Source organism: Spirobacillus cienkowskii (genome assembly GCF_037081835.1).
Lineage (GTDB): Bacteria > Bdellovibrionota_B > Oligoflexia > Silvanigrellales > Silvanigrellaceae > Silvanigrella > Silvanigrella cienkowskii.
This window is the reverse complement of sequence record NZ_CP146516.1, coordinates 1,382,556-1,398,739: the sequence shown is the minus strand read 5'-3', so window position 1 is coordinate 1,398,739 and position 16,184 is coordinate 1,382,556. Positions and strand designations below refer to the sequence as shown.

At 34.0% G+C, this 16,184-nt stretch carries 17 protein-coding genes and 1 pseudogene; 10 read left to right on the top strand and 8 right to left on the bottom strand.

Annotated elements, in window-relative coordinates; genetic code table 11:
* Nucleotides 1-11: 11 nt before the first annotated feature.
* The 7 genes from Spiro2_RS06145 (at nucleotide 12) to Spiro2_RS06115 (ending at nucleotide 5,277) form a co-directional block, all read left to right on the top strand.
* Nucleotides 12-995 (top strand): ribonucleotide-diphosphate reductase subunit beta, encoded by a 984-nt coding sequence (locus tag Spiro2_RS06145; RefSeq protein ID WP_338637736.1) that lies wholly within the window; start codon nucleotides 12-14, stop codon nucleotides 993-995.
* A gap of 74 nt (nucleotides 996-1,069) precedes the next feature.
* Nucleotides 1,070-1,345: a hypothetical protein gene (locus tag Spiro2_RS06140; protein ID WP_338637735.1), complete on the top strand. Its 276-nt coding sequence runs from the start codon at nucleotides 1,070-1,072 to the stop codon at nucleotides 1,343-1,345.
* 109 nt (nucleotides 1,346-1,454) lie between these two features.
* Nucleotides 1,455-2,021, top strand: a complete 567-nt coding sequence (gene efp / locus Spiro2_RS06135) for an elongation factor P (protein ID WP_422398032.1) — start codon at nucleotides 1,455-1,457, stop codon at nucleotides 2,019-2,021.
* A 233-nt stretch (nucleotides 2,022-2,254) separates the two neighbouring features.
* Nucleotides 2,255-2,755, top strand: a complete 501-nt coding sequence (accB, locus tag Spiro2_RS06130) for an acetyl-CoA carboxylase biotin carboxyl carrier protein (protein WP_338637732.1) — start codon at nucleotides 2,255-2,257, stop codon at nucleotides 2,753-2,755.
* Nucleotides 2,756-2,785: 30 nt separating this feature from the next.
* A complete protein-coding gene (gene accC / locus Spiro2_RS06125) occupies nucleotides 2,786-4,126 on the top strand; it encodes an acetyl-CoA carboxylase biotin carboxylase subunit (RefSeq protein ID WP_338637731.1) in 1,341 nt (446 codons plus the stop codon).
* A gap of 26 nt (nucleotides 4,127-4,152) precedes the next feature.
* A complete protein-coding gene (locus Spiro2_RS06120; RefSeq protein WP_338637730.1) occupies nucleotides 4,153-4,737 on the top strand; it encodes an ATP-dependent Clp protease proteolytic subunit in 585 nt (194 codons plus the stop codon).
* 39 nt (nucleotides 4,738-4,776) lie between these two features.
* Nucleotides 4,777-5,277, top strand: coding sequence for a hypothetical protein (locus Spiro2_RS06115; RefSeq protein ID WP_338637729.1), 501 nt, complete (start codon nucleotides 4,777-4,779; stop codon nucleotides 5,275-5,277).
* Between the two features lie 6 nt (nucleotides 5,278-5,283).
* Here the strand turns inward: Spiro2_RS06115 and hemG are convergent, their stop codons facing one another.
* Nucleotides 5,284-6,774, bottom strand: a complete 1,491-nt coding sequence (hemG, locus tag Spiro2_RS06110) for a protoporphyrinogen oxidase (protein WP_338637728.1) — start codon at nucleotides 6,772-6,774, stop codon at nucleotides 5,284-5,286.
* 143 nt (nucleotides 6,775-6,917) lie between these two features.
* On the opposite strand from hemG, the gene Spiro2_RS06105 reads away from it, so the two are divergent.
* Nucleotides 6,918-7,160 carry a (2Fe-2S)-binding protein gene (locus Spiro2_RS06105; protein WP_338637727.1) on the top strand — a complete coding sequence of 81 codons (243 nt, stop codon included), beginning with the start codon at nucleotides 6,918-6,920 and terminating at the stop codon, nucleotides 7,158-7,160.
* On the opposite strand, the gene bfr is transcribed toward Spiro2_RS06105, so the two are convergent.
* A complete protein-coding gene (bfr, locus tag Spiro2_RS06100; protein ID WP_338637726.1) occupies nucleotides 7,093-7,572 on the bottom strand; it encodes a bacterioferritin in 480 nt (159 codons plus the stop codon). The two genes, Spiro2_RS06105 and bfr, sit on opposite strands and share 68 nt — an antisense overlap.
* A 260-nt stretch (nucleotides 7,573-7,832) precedes the next feature.
* Between bfr and Spiro2_RS06095 the strand changes: the two genes are divergently transcribed.
* A complete protein-coding gene (locus Spiro2_RS06095; protein ID WP_338637725.1) occupies nucleotides 7,833-9,482 on the top strand; it encodes an APC family permease in 1,650 nt (549 codons plus the stop codon).
* A 40-nt stretch (nucleotides 9,483-9,522) separates the two neighbouring features.
* On the opposite strand, the gene katG is transcribed toward Spiro2_RS06095, so the two are convergent.
* The 3 genes from katG to Spiro2_RS06080 all read right to left on the bottom strand — a co-directional run bounded on the left by katG (nucleotide 9,523) and on the right by Spiro2_RS06080 (nucleotide 13,725).
* Nucleotides 9,523-11,724, bottom strand: a complete 2,202-nt coding sequence (gene katG / locus Spiro2_RS06090; RefSeq protein ID WP_338637724.1) for a catalase/peroxidase HPI — start codon at nucleotides 11,722-11,724, stop codon at nucleotides 9,523-9,525.
* Between the two features lie 117 nt (nucleotides 11,725-11,841).
* The gene (locus Spiro2_RS06085) at nucleotides 11,842-12,198 is read right to left on the bottom strand and encodes a CZB domain-containing protein (RefSeq protein ID WP_338637723.1); all 357 of its coding nucleotides are present in this window, start codon (nucleotides 12,196-12,198) and stop codon (nucleotides 11,842-11,844) included.
* Between the two features lie 540 nt (nucleotides 12,199-12,738).
* Nucleotides 12,739-13,725: a glycosyltransferase gene (locus tag Spiro2_RS06080; RefSeq protein WP_338637722.1), complete on the bottom strand. Its 987-nt coding sequence runs from the start codon at nucleotides 13,723-13,725 to the stop codon at nucleotides 12,739-12,741.
* Nucleotides 13,726-14,033: 308 nt separating this feature from the next.
* Here Spiro2_RS06080 and Spiro2_RS06075 point away from each other — a divergent pair, with 308 nt between their 5' ends.
* On the top strand, nucleotides 14,034-14,696 hold the full coding sequence (locus Spiro2_RS06075) for a hypothetical protein (RefSeq protein WP_338637720.1): 663 nt from the start codon (nucleotides 14,034-14,036) through the stop codon (nucleotides 14,694-14,696).
* A 198-nt stretch (nucleotides 14,697-14,894) separates the two neighbouring features.
* On the opposite strand, the gene Spiro2_RS06070 is transcribed toward Spiro2_RS06075, so the two are convergent.
* From Spiro2_RS06070 to Spiro2_RS06060, 3 genes and pseudogenes are all read right to left on the bottom strand, one after another.
* Entirely contained in the window at nucleotides 14,895-15,605 is a 711-nt protein-coding gene (locus tag Spiro2_RS06070) for a tyrosine-type recombinase/integrase (RefSeq protein WP_338637718.1), read from the bottom strand.
* A gap of 12 nt (nucleotides 15,606-15,617) precedes the next feature.
* Nucleotides 15,618-15,890 (bottom strand): annotated as a pseudogene (locus Spiro2_RS06065) (Tn3 family transposase); the annotation flags it as partial.
* The gene (locus Spiro2_RS06060; protein WP_338637714.1) at nucleotides 15,848-16,111 is read right to left on the bottom strand and encodes a DUF4158 domain-containing protein; all 264 of its coding nucleotides are present in this window, start codon (nucleotides 16,109-16,111) and stop codon (nucleotides 15,848-15,850) included. The pseudogene Spiro2_RS06065 and the gene Spiro2_RS06060, both read right to left, overlap by 43 nt.
* Nucleotides 16,112-16,184 lie beyond the last annotated feature (73 nt).

The window sequence follows — 16,184 nt, the reverse complement described above, 5'->3', positions numbered from 1 at the left end:
AGGAGATAAAAATGTTGATAAATGAAGTAAGACCGCAGTTGATGCCATTTCAATATCCTTGGGCATGGGAAGAGTTTAAGAATCTTTGTAAAAATCATTGGCTACCGCAAGAAATTTCGATGTCATCAGATATTGCGCAATGGAAAAATCAAGGCTATTTAACTGATGATGAACGTCATTTAATTAAAAAGATTTTAAGTTTTTTTGCAAATACTGATGTGTTGGTTGGTGATAATATCATTATGGCTATTTATAAGCACATCACAAATCCTGAGTGCCGTCAGTATCTAACAGCTCAAGCTTTTCAAGAAAGCATTCATTCTTGGAGTTATTCTCATATTGTTGAATCGCTTTCTATGGATCAGCAAGAAGTTTTTGGAGAATTTAAAAAAGTTGGTATTATAAAAGATAAGCATGATTTTCAAGCTCAATTTTTTGAAGGAATTTTAAGTGAAAATTTTACTACCAAAATACAGCAAGGTCGCGCGCAATTTTTAAAAAATCTTTGTGCTTATTATTTAGGTATGGAGGGGATGCAATTTTATAGTGCGTTTGTTTTGTTACTTAATTTTAAACGCCGTAATCTTTTAGTTGGTACAGCCGAACAGCTTGAGTATATTGTGCGAGATGAAAGTTTGCATTGTCGTTTTGGTACAAAACTTATAAATCAATATATTGAAGAAAACCCTGACATTTGGACAGAACAGTTAAAGCACGAAGTGTCACAAAATATAGAGCATGTTGTTGAGCTTGAAGACGCTTTTGTTGCGGATGCGTTGCCACGAGATATTTTAGGACTTTCAAAGCAACAGTTTTCTAAATACATTCGCTATATCGCAGATAGACGTATTGAAAGCATTGGCTTAGATCCCATTTATGGCGAAGAAGAAACTCCATTTCCATGGATGAATGAAATTATGGATCTGCCAAAAGAGAAAAACTTTTTTGAAACCCGTGTGACGGAATATCAAACAGGTTTTGGATTAGAATGGTAATCTGTCAGTATTGATTGATCGTAAGCGTTAAAGGAGGTATTTTAAAATAAGAGAAAAAAAATAAGGATAAAAGTATGGTGACAAAAAAAAAATTTAAACTATTTGCGATGCACGCGTTGGCTTTTGTCAGTACTTTTTCGTGCACAAATGAGAAATCTGTCGATTTGATTGTTGATGTGCCAGAAATGTTAAGAAAAGATCGTATTGCAAGCTTTTATGGCACCGATGCAAAAAAGCTGTGTGAGAACTATCGTAAAGTCTATGCAGGGTTTTGTGATGCGATAAGTCAGTCGTATGTAAAATGCTATGGCTTAAATGAAAACAAATACAAGTTAACCTTATGTGAATAACCTTTCCTTTATTTCCTTTCAAGGCAGGCTTCCTATTCTTTCGTTGCAATTTTACTGAGGAGATGATACGTCCAAGGTCGCATGAAAAGGAGTTTGCTTTATGAGTAGTATGTATGATACCCGCGAATTTCGCAGGGGGCTAAAAGTTCTTATCAATAATGATCCCTGGATAATAGTTGATTTTCAACACGTTAGTCCTGGAAAAGGTGCAGCATTTACCCGCACAAAAGTAAAAAACTTAAGAACTGGTCAAGTTGTTGAGCAAAACATTAAAAGTGGCGACAAACTTGAAAAGCCTGATGTTGAAGAGAGAAATATGCAGTTTCTCTACAATGATACAGAGGGTTATCATTTCATGGATACAGCAAATTTTGAGCAAATTTCCCTTTCAAATGCAGAGGTTGCTGATACAAAAAATTATTTAATTGAAAACTCTGTGATTAAAGTTGTATTTTTTAACGGCAAACCAATTGGTGTTGAAACAGATACTTTTGTTGAACTTAAAGTTGTTGAAACAACTCTAGGAGTCAGAGGGGATACGGCAACAGGGGGCACCAAGCCTGCTAAGCTTGAAACGGGTCTTGTCGTAAATGTGCCTTTTCATATTCACGAAGGGGACATTTTAAGAATTGATACACGAGAAGGTGTCTATGTAGATAGAGTAAACCGAAAATAATTGGTTTTATTTTAAATAGCTGGGTACTTGTGATTTTCGCAGTATCCAGTTTTTTTTGGAGTAAACTTAAGTACAGTTTTCAAGCTATTGACTTTACGTAAAGAATTATGGAAATCTATATATTGTTATTGACGTTGTACTTTAAAAGTATTTTTTTAAATATATCAATAGAAACATACGACTTCTTCCGTTTTGTTTGACTCGGAAGGAATAAATTTAGAGGAACTACAAGAATGGTTGATGTGGCTAAAATAGAAAAATTAATGGCTTTAATGGCAACACATGGTTTTGATGTGATACAGGCGGAGTCTTCAGAAGAGAAAATAAATCTTGCTCGAAATGTTTCGCAAACAACAGTATTTCAACCACAAAACTCTCAAAATAATACTCCTACTCCTGAAATAAAAACAAATTCGAATGCCGCATTAGAAGTGCGACAGGAAAATCAAGTCTTAACAGCAAATCAAAATGCTTCAAATAATACTCCTCAAGGTGAAACAATCACAAGTCCATTTGTTGGGACATTTTATAGAGCACCCAGTCCAGATTCTGATCCATTTGTAGATGTTGGCGCAAAAATTAAAAAAGGACAGACACTTTGCATTGTTGAGGCAATGAAACTCTTAAACGAAATTGAGTCAGAAATTGATGGCGAAGTTGTTGCAATTCTCGCAGAAAATGGAAAACCTGTAGAATTTGGTTCTCCATTATTTATTGTGGCTCCAAGTAAATAAAAAATTAAAAATAAGCGGATATCAAATACTATGAAAAAGATTCTTATTGCGAATAGAGGTGAAATTGCTGTTAGAATCATACGAGCATGTAGAGAACTTGGCATCAAAAGTGTTGCAATATATTCTCAAGCTGATGCTCATAGTTTGCATGCAAAATTAGCAGATCAAAGCATTTGTATTGGTCCTGCAGAAAGTAAAAAAAGCTATTTAAATATTCCAGCAATTATTGCAGCTGCAGAAATAAGTGGCGCTGATGCCATTCATCCGGGGTATGGTTTTTTATCAGAAAATGCGTATTTTGCAGAGGTCTGTAAAAAGTGTAAATTTACTTTTATAGGCCCAACACCAGAGCAAATGAAGCAACTCGGAGAGAAAGTTGCCGCACGTCAAGTTGCGCGAAAGGCTGGATTGCCATTTTTACCAGGTTCAAAAACAGCGATAGAAACGATAGATGAAGCAATTGTCACAGCAAAAGAAATTGGCTTTCCTGTTATTTTGAAAGCAAGCGGCGGCGGTGGTGGACGTGGAATGAAAATTATCTACAAAGAAGCCGACTTAGAAAAAGCGTATTTGACCTGTCGAAAAGAAGCAGAAGCGGCATTTGGAAATTCAGAAGTTTATTTAGAAAAATATTTAGAAAACCCTCGTCACGTAGAAATTCAAATTGTTGCAGATAAATTTGGCAATATTGTCCATTTAGGAGAGCGTGATTGTAGTGTGCAGCGCAGACATCAAAAAGTGATAGAAGAAGCTCCTTGCAATTTATTATCTGAAAATGATCGCAATAAAATTGGTTCCTACGCCGTAGCATTAGCTCGAGAAGTGGGTTATCACGGTGCAGGTACAGTTGAGTTTTTAATGGACGATGATAGGAACGTGTATTTTATGGAAATGAATACACGAATTCAAGTTGAACATCCTGTCACAGAACAGGTTACAGGAATTGATCTGATTAAAATCCAAATTATGGTTGCAAGGGATCAAGAACTGCCTTTTACACAAAAAGACATTAAAATTAAAGGACATGCAATCGAATGTAGAATTAACGCAGAAGATCCTAAATCTTTTGCGCCATGGCCTGGGAAGATTACTGCGTATTCGAGCCCTGGCGGTTTAGGGGTTCGAGTCGATGGTTTTGTGTATCATGGATATACTGTGGTGCCCTATTATGATTCTATGCTAACTAAGTTGATTGTGACCGCAGACAATAGAGAACTTGCTATCAAAAAAATGGAGTGCGCATTGCAAGAATTTATAGTTGATGGAATACGCACAAACATTCCGTTTCATTTAGAAGTCTTGAAGCATCCTGAATTTGTTCAAGGTAAGCATTCAACTCGATTTTTAGAACGCGCTGGCTTTATAAAATAAAGATAACAAAATGAGAAGGAGCTAAAATGCCGAACCACGATGATTTGTCCTCAATATTGGAAGCCTCTACCCAAAAAAAACTTTTTGATCAACGAATTATTGTCCTTTCTGAGGCAATTCACGCGGCATCTGCTAAAAAAGTGATTGAACGTCTTTTAGCGTTAGAAGCGGCAGATCCTACAAAAGAGATTTGGTTGTTTTTAAACAGTCCAGGCGGAGAGGTCAATTCAGGATTTGGAATCTATGACACCATTCGTTTTATTAGACCGGATGTAAAAATAGTTGTAACTGGACTCGCAGCGAGTGCTGCAACGGTTATTTTACTTGCTGCTGATGCACAATATCGTTTCTCGATGCCAAACTCAAGACTGCTGATTCACCAACCATTAATTGGTGGAAATATTCAAGGCCAAGCATCAGACATTGAAATTCATGCAAAAGAAATTTTAAAAACCAGAGAAAAAATTGCAGAACTTTACACTAAAGAAACCAAACAACCAATTGAACGTGTGCGAAGAGATATCGAACGAGATTATTGGATGACAGCGCAAGAAGCACTCGAATATGGACTTTTATCCAGAATAATTACTTCTTGGAATGAAGTTCGTTAGTTTATCAACTCTAGCAATATTAGTTCTTATTAGGTGATAATGTCAAAAAAATTTTTTCCTGCAAAGTTTTTATTTTTTTTATGTATTTTCCTTTTTTATACCAGTCAAGCTTTTTCATATGGATCGTATTTATTTTGTATTAACAAAAACGTTAATAAAAGATATCTGACGATAGAAGGAATTGGTTGGAATTGGGCAAAAGGTGAAGACAAAACAAATATTTTAGAAGAGTATAAAAATTTTATCACAGTTTACGACAACAACGGAATATGGATAAGTGGCTTTGCTGTTTTACCATCGTATTCTAATGGATATACTCTATCATTAAACGATACTTTTCAAAGTAAAAAAGAAGCAAAAAAATTTTGCATTACATTAATTAAAAAATGCCAACAAGATTTTGGAACAGAGTTTTCATTGTTAGGAGTTTCTTCGTGGGATATTCCTAACTGGAACTGGGGATCAATTGCTATTAAATATGGGCTATTAGGGTGGGGTGTTTGTGATAATTGGGAAAGATTACAAGACTTTTATCTTTAATTTAAATTAACATAGTTTAGAGCAATAAGCAGCTATTTTTTTTGCAACTATTTCAGCTTGCTCTAAGCAATCTGCAACCGCCGCTGTTTTTAAGTAGTTGCCTGTAAAAAATAATCCAGGAACCAAAGCTTCTAGTTTCCAAACCGCCTCATGAACTCTATCTTGATGTTCTGTTTGTAAAGGAATATAATTTTCCCAGTGCTTTACTATTTCAAATTCAAATTCGGTATTTTCGGGAAGAATTTTTGATTGAAAGAGTCGTTGTTTAGCAATGGCAATAATTTCTTCATTAGATATATGATTAATCTTAGGATTGCATTCTCCACCAAGCAAAACACGATATAAAAAAGCATTTTCTGGCACATGAGCAGAGTAGGTTGAGTGAATAAATATCACACCTAAAATATCTTGAGACCATTCTCCAGCAAGTGCTCCAAATCCTTGTGGATACAAATTATGCAAAGGAGGTACTTTGCCGCCTAAACCAACTACCGCAATACTGTGTGAATCTATTTTTCTTAAAGTATTGAGTGCATGGTTTATTTCTTCTGATGAAACTTCTGAAGACTGTAAAATTTTAAAGTTATCATCACGCCATGGTTGTCCTGTATAAACAACAATATCGCAAGCAAGAGTTTGTAATAAACTGTTGAGATCTAAACTTGAATTTGATTGATATTGAATGTTAATTTGAGAATTATTTTTTTCTATAGAAATTACATTACAAGATAAATGAAGTACAAATTCAATATTATTTTTTTTACATAAATTTTTACACTCTTGCAAAAGAGTATGCGTAAAAAAGCTCATCCCATCGCGAAAACTTGCTAAACCGCTAGTTGATTTTTTAGATTTTTTTTGAAATAAATTACTAAATTTAGAAAATATAAATCCTTTTAATAAGCTACCATAACCGATTTCAATTTGTTTTAATTTAGGTAACACATGCCTTACAACAAGTTTACGAGATCCTCCACCCCATATCCCAAAAGTTACGGAAACAAGAAAAGTTTGTGCAAATTTTTTGCCAAAATGACGTTCAAAAAAAGCAAAAAGTGTTTCGTTAAAAAAAACTTCTAAATTACTAGGTTTTTTTAAAAAAACTTCAGAAATTATTTTAAACAAATCAGAAATAGAAAGTAACTTATATTTTAATAATTTAAAAAAGTTAAAAGTTAAAGGGACACAAGCATTGGGAGTCATAATAAATCGTTTTTGTTTTTTAGGATTGGGTATAATAAGATCGTGTTCAATTCCAAGCTCATGAATACAATCAGAAAAAGGCTGTCTTGTGAAAAGAACTCCTTGTGCACCATGTTCTAAAAGAAAGCCATTAGATTGAGTATGTTGTAAGACACCGCCAATAGTGCTATTTTTATCGATAATAATAATTTTAGAAAATGAAGCTGCAGAGTTTTGGGCAAGAAGTTGCGCAGTTCTCAAACCAGAAACACCTCCTCCAATAATAACAACAATTTTTTTATGAGCTTGATACACAAATACCTCTGGCACGTTAGAAACAGCGGCTAGTTTTATTTATTATAAATGAACAGTCAAAAAAAACTTGATAATAATTCTCAAGTGCATTAAATTAGAAACCGAAGTTGAAAAATAACAAATATGTTCAGGGGTATAGCAAAATGCTGATGTGTTTGTGTTATGGAGTTTCGTGCAATCAAATAAAAAAAATTGTGCAAAGTGGTGTTGATACCATTGAGGGTGTGCAAAAAGAATGTGGCGCAGGAAGTGGATGTGGCTGTTGTTTACAATCATTAGAAAAAATTGTAAACAAAGAGCTTACAAAAATAGTAGAACTTACGATGAATGCTCAAGAAGCTGTTGAGCCAAATAATACTCATAACCAATGCTCTTTATTACGTTAAGTTGTGTTTCTAACCAATCGATATGCTCTTCTTCGTCTTCTAATATTTCTTCAAGAAGTTCTCTGCTTGTATGATCTTTTGCAGCAAAACAAACATCAATACCTTTTTTTAAACGTTCAACTGCTAAGAACTCTAAAGCTAAATCAGATTCAATTTGTTCCTTTACGTTTTCACCAATATTGAGCTTATCAAGCTTTTGTAAGTTTGGTATGCCGTCTAAAAATAAGATTCTGTCTACAAGATTTTGTGCATGTTTCATTTCATCAATTGATTCTTTGTATGTTCTTTCAGCAATTCTGTGGAAACCCCAATTTTTACACATTTTTGCATGAAGAAAATATTGATTAATTGCAGTTAATTCCCCTGTTAAAACTTCATTTAAAGCTTTGATAACTTGAAGGTCGCCTTTCATTTATATTCCTTTACAAAATTTAATAAAAACAATAATTATAAAGAGTTCTATTAGAATCAAGATTGAACGTTAACAATCTTCAATTAAATTGTCTATTTTTTCTCGTAATCATTATTTTATAAATTTAACATTTTGAAATTATTAGAATATAATAGAATAATAAGTATCATTTATTAGTTTTGTTAGACAAATTTCTAATTTTCATATAAACCATGTGTTGCTATGACACTAGAAAGACTTTTGCTTTAGAGAGGGGAAATATGCAATTTAAAAGACAAATAGGTGCTAGCGGAGTCTTATTTGCTTCAATTGGAGCAATGATAGGTTCTGGGTGGCTTTTTAGTTCTTTATATGCTGCCCAACTCGCGGGTCCTGCAGCAATTGTTTCTTGGATCATTGCAACTCTCTTTATCATAATAATTGCAATCACTTTTGCAGAATTAGGAACATTATTTCCAATTGCTGGAGGTATTGCAAACTATCCATTTTTTACACATGGTAAATTAGCAGGATTTTTACTTGGCTGGATTTCTTGGCTATCATTTTTAGTTTTGACTCCAATTGAAGTGCAAGCAACAATTCAATATATGACCAACTTTTTTCCGTCGCTAACGCGAGTGGAAGACAATATCCATCATTTAACTGGTTCTGGTTACATTACAGCAATCGTACTCATGTTGGTTTTGGTTTATATTAATACACGTGGCGTAAAGTTTATGTCAGAAACTAATAAATATTTTAGTATCTGGAAAATTGTTGTTCCTTCTTTAGCGATTCTTATTTTTTTCTTAAGTTCACAAGGCACTCAAAATTTAACTCTCGAAGCCACGGGGGGTTTTGCTCCGTTTGGTTGGCATGGAATATTGTCTGCATTGGCAGTATCTGGAATTGTTTTTTCGTTTAATGGATTTCAAATTGGTATTATGATGGCAGCCGAAACGCGCGATCCACAAAAAAATATCCCTAAAGCAATTATTGGCTCAGTGTTATTGGGCGGAACGATATATATTTTATTACAAATTTCTTTTTTAATGGCTGTACCTGGACAATCATTACAAAATGGCTGGGCAAGTTTGTCTTTTACGGGTGATGCAGGACCTTTGGCTGGTTTAGCTTTAGTGCTCGGCGTGTCTTGGTTAGCGTGGACTCTTTATATTGATGCCATCGTTTCTCCAATTGGTGCGGGTATAGTTTATACAGCTTCAAGTGCGCGTGTTTTGTATGCATTGAGTGCTAATGGCTACATACCAAGCCAAGTTAAAAAAATCGATAAGCGTGGTATTCCTATCACGAGTGTTTGGGTCAATTTTGCATTAGGCATGCTCGCGTTTTTGCCATTTCCTGGGTGGCAAGGGATGGTGGGATTTTTGTCTTCAACCATGATTGCTGGGTATGCAATAGTGCCTATTTGTATTCTTGCACTAAGAAAACAGCAACCAGAATTACACCGTCCATTTAAATTACCAATGTATAAAGTCTTTTGTTTTATTGCATTTTATATTTGTAATCTTTTGCTGTATTGGTCTGGTTGGACAATTATAAGTAAGCTATTTGTAGCAGTAATAATTGGTTTCTTAATTTACTTATCACGCCTTATTTATCTTAAAGAACTAAAAGACAATTTGCCGACGTGGAAAAATGCAACTTGGATTTTATTTTATTTAGCAGGCTTATGTGTTTTAACACGATATGGTGAATTTGATGGTGGATTAAAAATAATTCCTGTTGGTATAGATTTTGCAGTATTGGCGGCATTTTCAATGATAGTGTTGTGGGCATCAGAAAGATATATGCTTTCGCCTGAACAAGCCAAGAAAAATATTTCTCTCATTCTCGCAGAACAACAAGGTTCAAAACAAGTCACGCATAGCTATGATGTTCAACCAGAACCATGTTCAAAAGAGGGTTGAATTTTTTGTTATAAAATTTAAATTCATTTTTTTAATGTCATTAAAATTGATTGAGATCAAATCGATCTAAATTCATCACTTTTGCCCATGCATTAATAAAATCTTGAATAAACTTATGCAATCCATCACTGCTTGCATAAACTTCTGCAAGTGCACGAAGCTGAGAGTTTGAACTAAAAATGAGATCAACATAAGTGCCTGTCCACTTTTGTTTTCCAGATTTGCGATCAAATCCTTCAAAAATTTCAGGATGAGATGTCGATTTTTTCCATTCAATACCCATATCAAGAATATTGATAAAAAAGTCGTTGTTTAATACTTCTGGTCTTTTGGTGAGTATACCATGAGGTGACTCATCATAATTTGCATTTAATGCCCGCATGCCGCCAATAAGTACTGTCATTTGAGGTGCTGTGAGTGTTAGTAGATGTGCTTTATCAATAAAATTTTCTATTGAGGCAGTCTCACACCCTTTGTAGCAGTAATTACGAAATCCATCTGCTCTCGGTTCTAACACAGAAAATGAATCTACGTCTGTTTGATTTTGTGCTGCATCCATGCGCCCAGGAATAAAAGGAACCTCTGCATCAAACCCTGCTTTTTTTGCGGCGGATTCGATTGCCGCACAACCACCAAGCACAATAATATCTGCAAGTGAGACCTTTTTGCCGTTTGATTGATCGGCATTAAATTCTTTTTGAATTGTTTGAAGTTTTGCTAACGTTTTTGAAAGTTTTGAAGGATTATTCACCTCCCAATCTTTTTGTGGAGCCAGTCGCAATCGAGCACCATTAGCACCGCCGCGTTTGTCACTACCCCGAAAATTTGCTGCAGCAGCCCATGCTGTGACAACAAGTTGCGAGATCGATATTCCTGATGAAAGGAGCTTTGATTTTAGAGCTTTGACATCTTGTTTGTTAATCAAAGGATGATCCACTGGTGGAATTGGATCTTGCCAAATTTGTGGTTCTTTTGGGACTAAATGGCCAAGATGTCGCGTGAAAGGTCCCATGTCACGATGCGTTAATTTATACCAAGCACGCGCAAAGACATCAGCAAACTCTTTTGGATTTTTTAAAAAGCGACGCGATATTTTTTCGTAAGCAGGATCCATTTTAAGAGCAAGATCGGCTGTTGTCATCATAGGTGCATGGCGTTTTTTAGAATCGTGAGCATCGGGAACGTCATTTGCTCCTGCGTTGCCTTTGGGTTTCCATTGATGGGCTCCAGCAGGGCTTTTGGTGAGTTCCCAGTCATATTTAAATAATGTTTCAAAATAACCATTATCCCAACGAATAGGGTTTGGCGTCCATGCTCCTTCTATGCCACTTGTTATTGCATGACCACCTTTTCCGCTACCAAAACTGTTTTTCCAGCCTAATCCTTGTTCTTCAATCCCTGCCCCCTCGGGCTCAGGACCTACATGTGTGGCGCTTGCTGCTCCATGACATTTGCCAAACGTGTGTCCTCCTGCAACCAGGGCGACAGTTTCTTCATCGTTCATTGCCATTCGGGCAAATGTTTCGCGAATATCTATTGCTGAGGCAACGGGATCGGGTTTTCCATTTGGCCCTTCAGGGTTTACGTATATTAATCCCATTTGCACTGCGGCAAGTGGGTTAGCGAGCTCACGCTCTCCACTGTATCGCATATCACCCAACCACGTTGTTTCTGAGCCCCAATCGATATCTTCTTCGGGTTCCCAGATATCAACACGACCTCCAGAAAAGCCAAATGTTTTAAATCCCATTGATTCTAAGGCAATATTACCTGTAAGAATGAGAAGATCTGCCCAAGAAATTTTACGACCATATTTTTGTTTAATGGACCAAAGAAGTCTTCGCGCTTTATCGAGATTGGCATTATCGGGCCAACTATTAAGAGGGGCAAAACGTTGCGCCCCTGTACCAGCGCCACCTCGGCCATCAGAAATGCGATAGGTTCCTGCGGCATGCCAAGCCATTCTAATAAATAGTGAACCATAATGCCCATAATCGGCAGGCCACCAATCTTGAGAACTGGTCATTAGGGTATGAAGATCTTGAATCACGGCATTTAAATCAAGACTGCTAAATTCTGTTGCGTAATTAAAATCACAATCCATTGGGTTACTAAGACTAGAGTGTTGATGCAAAATTGATAAATTCAATTGATTTGGCCACCAATTTTTGTTGCTTTGGCCTGAATTGGTGGTTTTTTTATTTGTATTCGATGCAAAAGGGCATTGTGTTGCTGAAGACATTGATTTCTCCTTAAATGAATGATTTAATTATTTTTTTATACAATTTAAATTAACATAAATAATTCTAAATTTAAATTAAAAAAAATACAAAGAATTTCTTCATAAGGAAATCAATAATTACTTATTTTCATGCCTCCTCATACTCATTAGTAATGTTACAATATCATTTGATAAGGTTATAAATTTTGATTTATTTCCAAGCGTAATCTCTTCTGAAACATTTTGATTGGCATCTGCTTTTTTTATAATGTTTGCTGCCTCTTGATGAAATTCAGTGTGAGCATGTTTTAATTTTTTAAAATTTTCATCAGCAGAGTATTTTGATCCACCTTCTCCATAAATCCATTTTCCCAGATCACAAATATTATCTTTACAAACATCATTATGATCTAATGATTTATTAGGGTTTTTTAAGTAAACACTCAATTTGACTTTCCAGCCTGCATGGGCTTTGATTGCATCATCAAAATTCATTCGCTCTCTCCTATTGCTTAGATAATTAAATTTAGCAATTGCCTTATTTTTTAACATTAAAAGTAGAATCATTAAATATAAACATCTAAAAATATTAATAAATATTGTAAAGTGTCAAAAAATTAACTTCTTGATTTTCTTCCTAACCTTAATTTTTAACTCTTTTTAATTTCGTTGTGTTAATTTACTAAATTTAAGTATAAATTTAGTAAATTAAATATAAATTTATACTATTAAATTTAGTAAATTAAATAAATCAACATGTATAATTATTTAACTTATGATAACTAGCATTATGATGTGTGAAAGTTTTGGAAGAATGAATTTTAATCCAATTTGGAAATTTAGTACCTCAAATAGGGGTATCGACCTGCTTTGAGAAATGACGACTGGTTGCAGATGGCGGCTCAAAAGGCCTTTTAAAGGGAAAAAAATTATTTTCTGGCTTCAAGTGGCGTCAAAACGAAGCTACCGGCTTAGAGGTTCAATATCTTTGCAACAGAACCAAGAATGAAACTTCATTGTGAGTTTACAAATATTTTAAAGCCATTCTTGATCAGAATTTACATTAATAATAGCTTCCGGTTCAAATGGAAAAATATCTGATAGAGTATCACAATAATTTTCTTCAAAATTTGCAATCACTTTAGGGCCGATCATTATTGCCAAGGTAACATATGGATAAATATATGAAATCATCATATTTATACAAAACTTAGATTCACTATGCATAGTTGGTTTAAATTTTCCAAACCGACGTAAATCTGAATCGAAATTAATATTTTTATTTTTTAATAACTGATATAAAAAATGTTTATATTGAGAATTTTCTATATATAAATCTCTAAGAAAATTTTTATAAGTAAAATATTTTGAATGATCTTTTATAACTTTTAAAGTATTCCGAATAGCTATTAATGTGCCTTCTGATCTTGGAAGTGAAGCTAAAATACTGTTTCCAAAAAAAGCCTGATGGGAATAGAGTTTATTAATATAAGGTAAATCGATTTCTAATTTTTTAGTATTTTTTATTTTGAGCACTGATCTATTGCTGTTTAGATTGTTATTGTAGTTTGCTTGTTTTCTAAAAGTATTATCGCAATCAATATACATTCCTCCTTCTTTATATAGAATTATGAGTCTCAAAATATCACTTAATGTCGCAAGATTGCCTAGTCTTTTGCAAACGGCAAGATCGTATTGTGGAATTCTGCGATCAGAATAAAAAGAGTACTCTAATATCAAAGTATCAACTAAAGTTTTTCTTTCAATAAAATCTAATTTAGGAAAAAGGATTTCTTTGCAATATGAGTCTAAGATTTTAATATCATAAAAAAACAATCTTTTCATTTGAGTGTTTAACGAATATCTTAAATAATTACGAAATCTGATCTCATTCTTAATAGGTTGATCTGTCCAAATATAGATTTCATTATTGCTATTAAAATATGGATAAGAAATATTGTAAATGTACTTTTCTGGAAGTAATGAACCTATCCAAATATAATGAATTTTATTAATAATCATAATATATTCCATGGTCTAAAATATCGAAAAACTTTCAATATGCCACAATATACTTATAATTTTTTTAATAATTTTAAACAATATATTTTTAAGGTTCTGTCGCAAAAAGATTCCAGATGAAATGGCCTTTTGAGCACCCAGCTGCAACCAGACGTCATTTTATAAAATGCGTCACTATTTATTTCGATGGTTGGAGAGCGGTAAGGATCTGCGCGCCGCGAGGCGCGCAGATCCTTACCGCTCTCCAATAACGAATTTTTAGATTAAACTGATCAAAATTTTAATTTTTAGCCTAAAGGGAGTTATCGATGAAAAACATTAATGTTGTGACTTTAGCAATAATTACTTTTTCTTTGTTTTTGTGTAGCGCATTTTTAATTGGGTGCAACAAAAATAACCCCTCAAACGGGACTACATTAACGGTTTCGTTTGCCACTTACACCGCTTTAAACAAACCAAATTATATAAAAAGCCCTATTACTGATTTTATGAGCAAAATCTTTATTAAGCCAGCAATGGCTGCAACAAGTAATATTTCACTTTGTATTAAAAGAGTGCGTTTTAAAAATTCTAGCGAATCCGAAGCGTCCGATCTTTCCCAAGACCCTGACAATGATGATGTAAGTGGTGACGATCGTGTTGGGCAAAAAGGTTTTTTAAATGTAACGAGCGGTGGCTCATTTGGAACCGTGAATGTGCCAAATCCTAAGCCTGTAACTCGTTTTCGCATCTATATCGATAACCATTGTTCAGGGCATTCTGCAGCGTCTTTTACAACAGCAGCAGTTTCTTTTACTACAAATAGCAATTTTACTATGGAGTTTCGTAGTTCTAGCGATATCAATCTTTCAGATAGCAAAACGATAACTTTAAATTGGCAAGCCATCAATACGGCTCTCAATGCACTAAGCGCTGGTGCGAGTGATTCAAATATTACCAATGCATTAAGCACTAGAGGGTCTATGAACTAGAAGCTGTCTATGTACTGATTAGCAAACTGGGTTATAGTTCAAAATGTATTATCAGCCGAGAACATGATGCGATGCAGTTTTCGGTGCTGCGGAAAATAGTCCTCCACCGCGTAGTGTTGTGTGGATCGATTATTCCATACAACTAGGCCTTATGAGCCGGACGCTGCAACCAGACGTCAGTTCTTTATAAGCTATTTATTATAAAGGAAATTTTTTTATTTTCTCGTTATAAGCAGCTTGTGCTTCATGAATAGTCAAACGTGAGTAAATTTCAAGTGATTGTCTAGTTTCATGCCCAGAATAGGGTTGAATAAGAGCATCATCAATACCTTGGGTCTTAAGCCATCGAAATAAATAATGACGCATTTTATGCGGAGTTAAATTTCCCATTATATTTGCTTCTTTTACATATTTCTTAAACATTTTTTGAATACCTCTAGTAGTATATTTTTTATGCCAAGAAGATTCAAATAAGTATATCCCATTTTTCTGTTTATTTGTCTGCATGTATCCCATGAGTATTTCTTTAAATTGACTTGGAAAAGGAACTATTCGATCTTTTTTTCCTTTACCTTCTATAACTTTTATTTGACATTTATCAAAATCAACGTCTTCTAATTTTATATTAGTCAGTTCAGATACACTTATTCCGGTGTATAGAAGAGTTTTAATAATCAACATGTCTTTGAAATTTTTTGAATTCCAAACAGAATTATAAAATTTTTTAAGTTCTTCCTCGTTTGGAACATAAGGAAGTTTTTTACTTTTTTTCTCCACTTTGATTTCTAGTTCTTTTCGTAAAAATTTAAAAACATCTTTTAAATAAAAATAATTAGGAAACTCAGATTTTAATATTTTAGCAATTTCTTTAGCTTTTTTGGGTGGAGGTGTTCTTTTAATGTCTAACATTTTTACCTCAAATTATGCTACATCTGATTCTTTTAATGGAATTCTTAGATTCATGTCTAATGTAAATTTTCCATATGGGTTAAGCTGTTTATATAGTAATGGAGTTATAGCTCTAAAATCATCTTTTTGCATGAGACTAAACCAATAGCTTTCAGATAAGACATCTTGAATCATAAGAGTGTTAATATATACTAACGATGATTGCAGTAGATGCAATGCCAATACGGAAAGTTCTTATTCCTCTATGCGATTTGATGCAAATTCGCTGTTTTTACCATAAAAAATTTTTCTTTTTTTGAATAACCTAGTTGCGTGCATATGTAATCAGAAATGGGTTTAGGAATTTCACTCATAGATTTTGGAAATCGTTTTTCATTTCTATAAAATGTAATAAGAATTGCGAATGGAGGAGTTGTTTTTTCCCGAATATCTTTTAAAAGAACAAGTTCTTCAGGTAAAATTGTATACTGCTCTTCTAATTCTTGATCAGACCATTTTTGCTTCATTTATTTGCAATCCTTAACGTGTAAAAAAGTTCGCAGAAGTAACAGAGTACAAACTTTTTAAGTGTTTAAATTT

What these genes read in the sequence shown, in the direction of transcription:
- accC (WP_338637731.1), top strand. Translation starts at nt 2,786, where the DNA reads ATGAAAAAGATTCTTATTGCGAATAGAGGTGAAATTGCTGTTAGAATC.
- bfr (WP_338637726.1), bottom strand. Translation starts at nt 7,572, where the DNA reads ATGAAAGGCGACCTTCAAGTTATCAAAGCTTTAAATGAAGTTTTAACA.
- accB (WP_338637732.1), top strand. Translation starts at nt 2,255, where the DNA reads ATGGTTGATGTGGCTAAAATAGAAAAATTAATGGCTTTAATGGCAACA.
- Spiro2_RS06080 (WP_338637722.1), bottom strand. Translation starts at nt 13,725, where the DNA reads ATGATTATTAATAAAATTCATTATATTTGGATAGGTTCATTACTTCCA.
- Spiro2_RS06060 (WP_338637714.1), bottom strand. Translation starts at nt 16,111, where the DNA reads ATGAAGCAAAAATGGTCTGATCAAGAATTAGAAGAGCAGTATACAATT.
- Spiro2_RS06115 (WP_338637729.1), top strand. Translation starts at nt 4,777, where the DNA reads ATGTCAAAAAAATTTTTTCCTGCAAAGTTTTTATTTTTTTTATGTATT.
- efp (WP_422398032.1), top strand. Translation starts at nt 1,455, where the DNA reads ATGTATGATACCCGCGAATTTCGCAGGGGGCTAAAAGTTCTTATCAAT.
- Spiro2_RS06095 (WP_338637725.1), top strand. Translation starts at nt 7,833, where the DNA reads ATGCAATTTAAAAGACAAATAGGTGCTAGCGGAGTCTTATTTGCTTCA.
- Spiro2_RS06105 (WP_338637727.1), top strand. Translation starts at nt 6,918, where the DNA reads ATGCTGATGTGTTTGTGTTATGGAGTTTCGTGCAATCAAATAAAAAAA.
- Spiro2_RS06070 (WP_338637718.1), bottom strand. Translation starts at nt 15,605, where the DNA reads ATGTTAGACATTAAAAGAACACCTCCACCCAAAAAAGCTAAAGAAATT.
- Spiro2_RS06140 (WP_338637735.1), top strand. Translation starts at nt 1,070, where the DNA reads ATGGTGACAAAAAAAAAATTTAAACTATTTGCGATGCACGCGTTGGCT.
- Spiro2_RS06145 (WP_338637736.1), top strand. Translation starts at nt 12, where the DNA reads ATGTTGATAAATGAAGTAAGACCGCAGTTGATGCCATTTCAATATCCT.
- katG (WP_338637724.1), bottom strand. Translation starts at nt 11,724, where the DNA reads ATGTCTTCAGCAACACAATGCCCTTTTGCATCGAATACAAATAAAAAA.
- Spiro2_RS06075 (WP_338637720.1), top strand. Translation starts at nt 14,034, where the DNA reads ATGAAAAACATTAATGTTGTGACTTTAGCAATAATTACTTTTTCTTTG.
- Spiro2_RS06120 (WP_338637730.1), top strand. Translation starts at nt 4,153, where the DNA reads ATGCCGAACCACGATGATTTGTCCTCAATATTGGAAGCCTCTACCCAA.
- Spiro2_RS06085 (WP_338637723.1), bottom strand. Translation starts at nt 12,198, where the DNA reads ATGAATTTTGATGATGCAATCAAAGCCCATGCAGGCTGGAAAGTCAAA.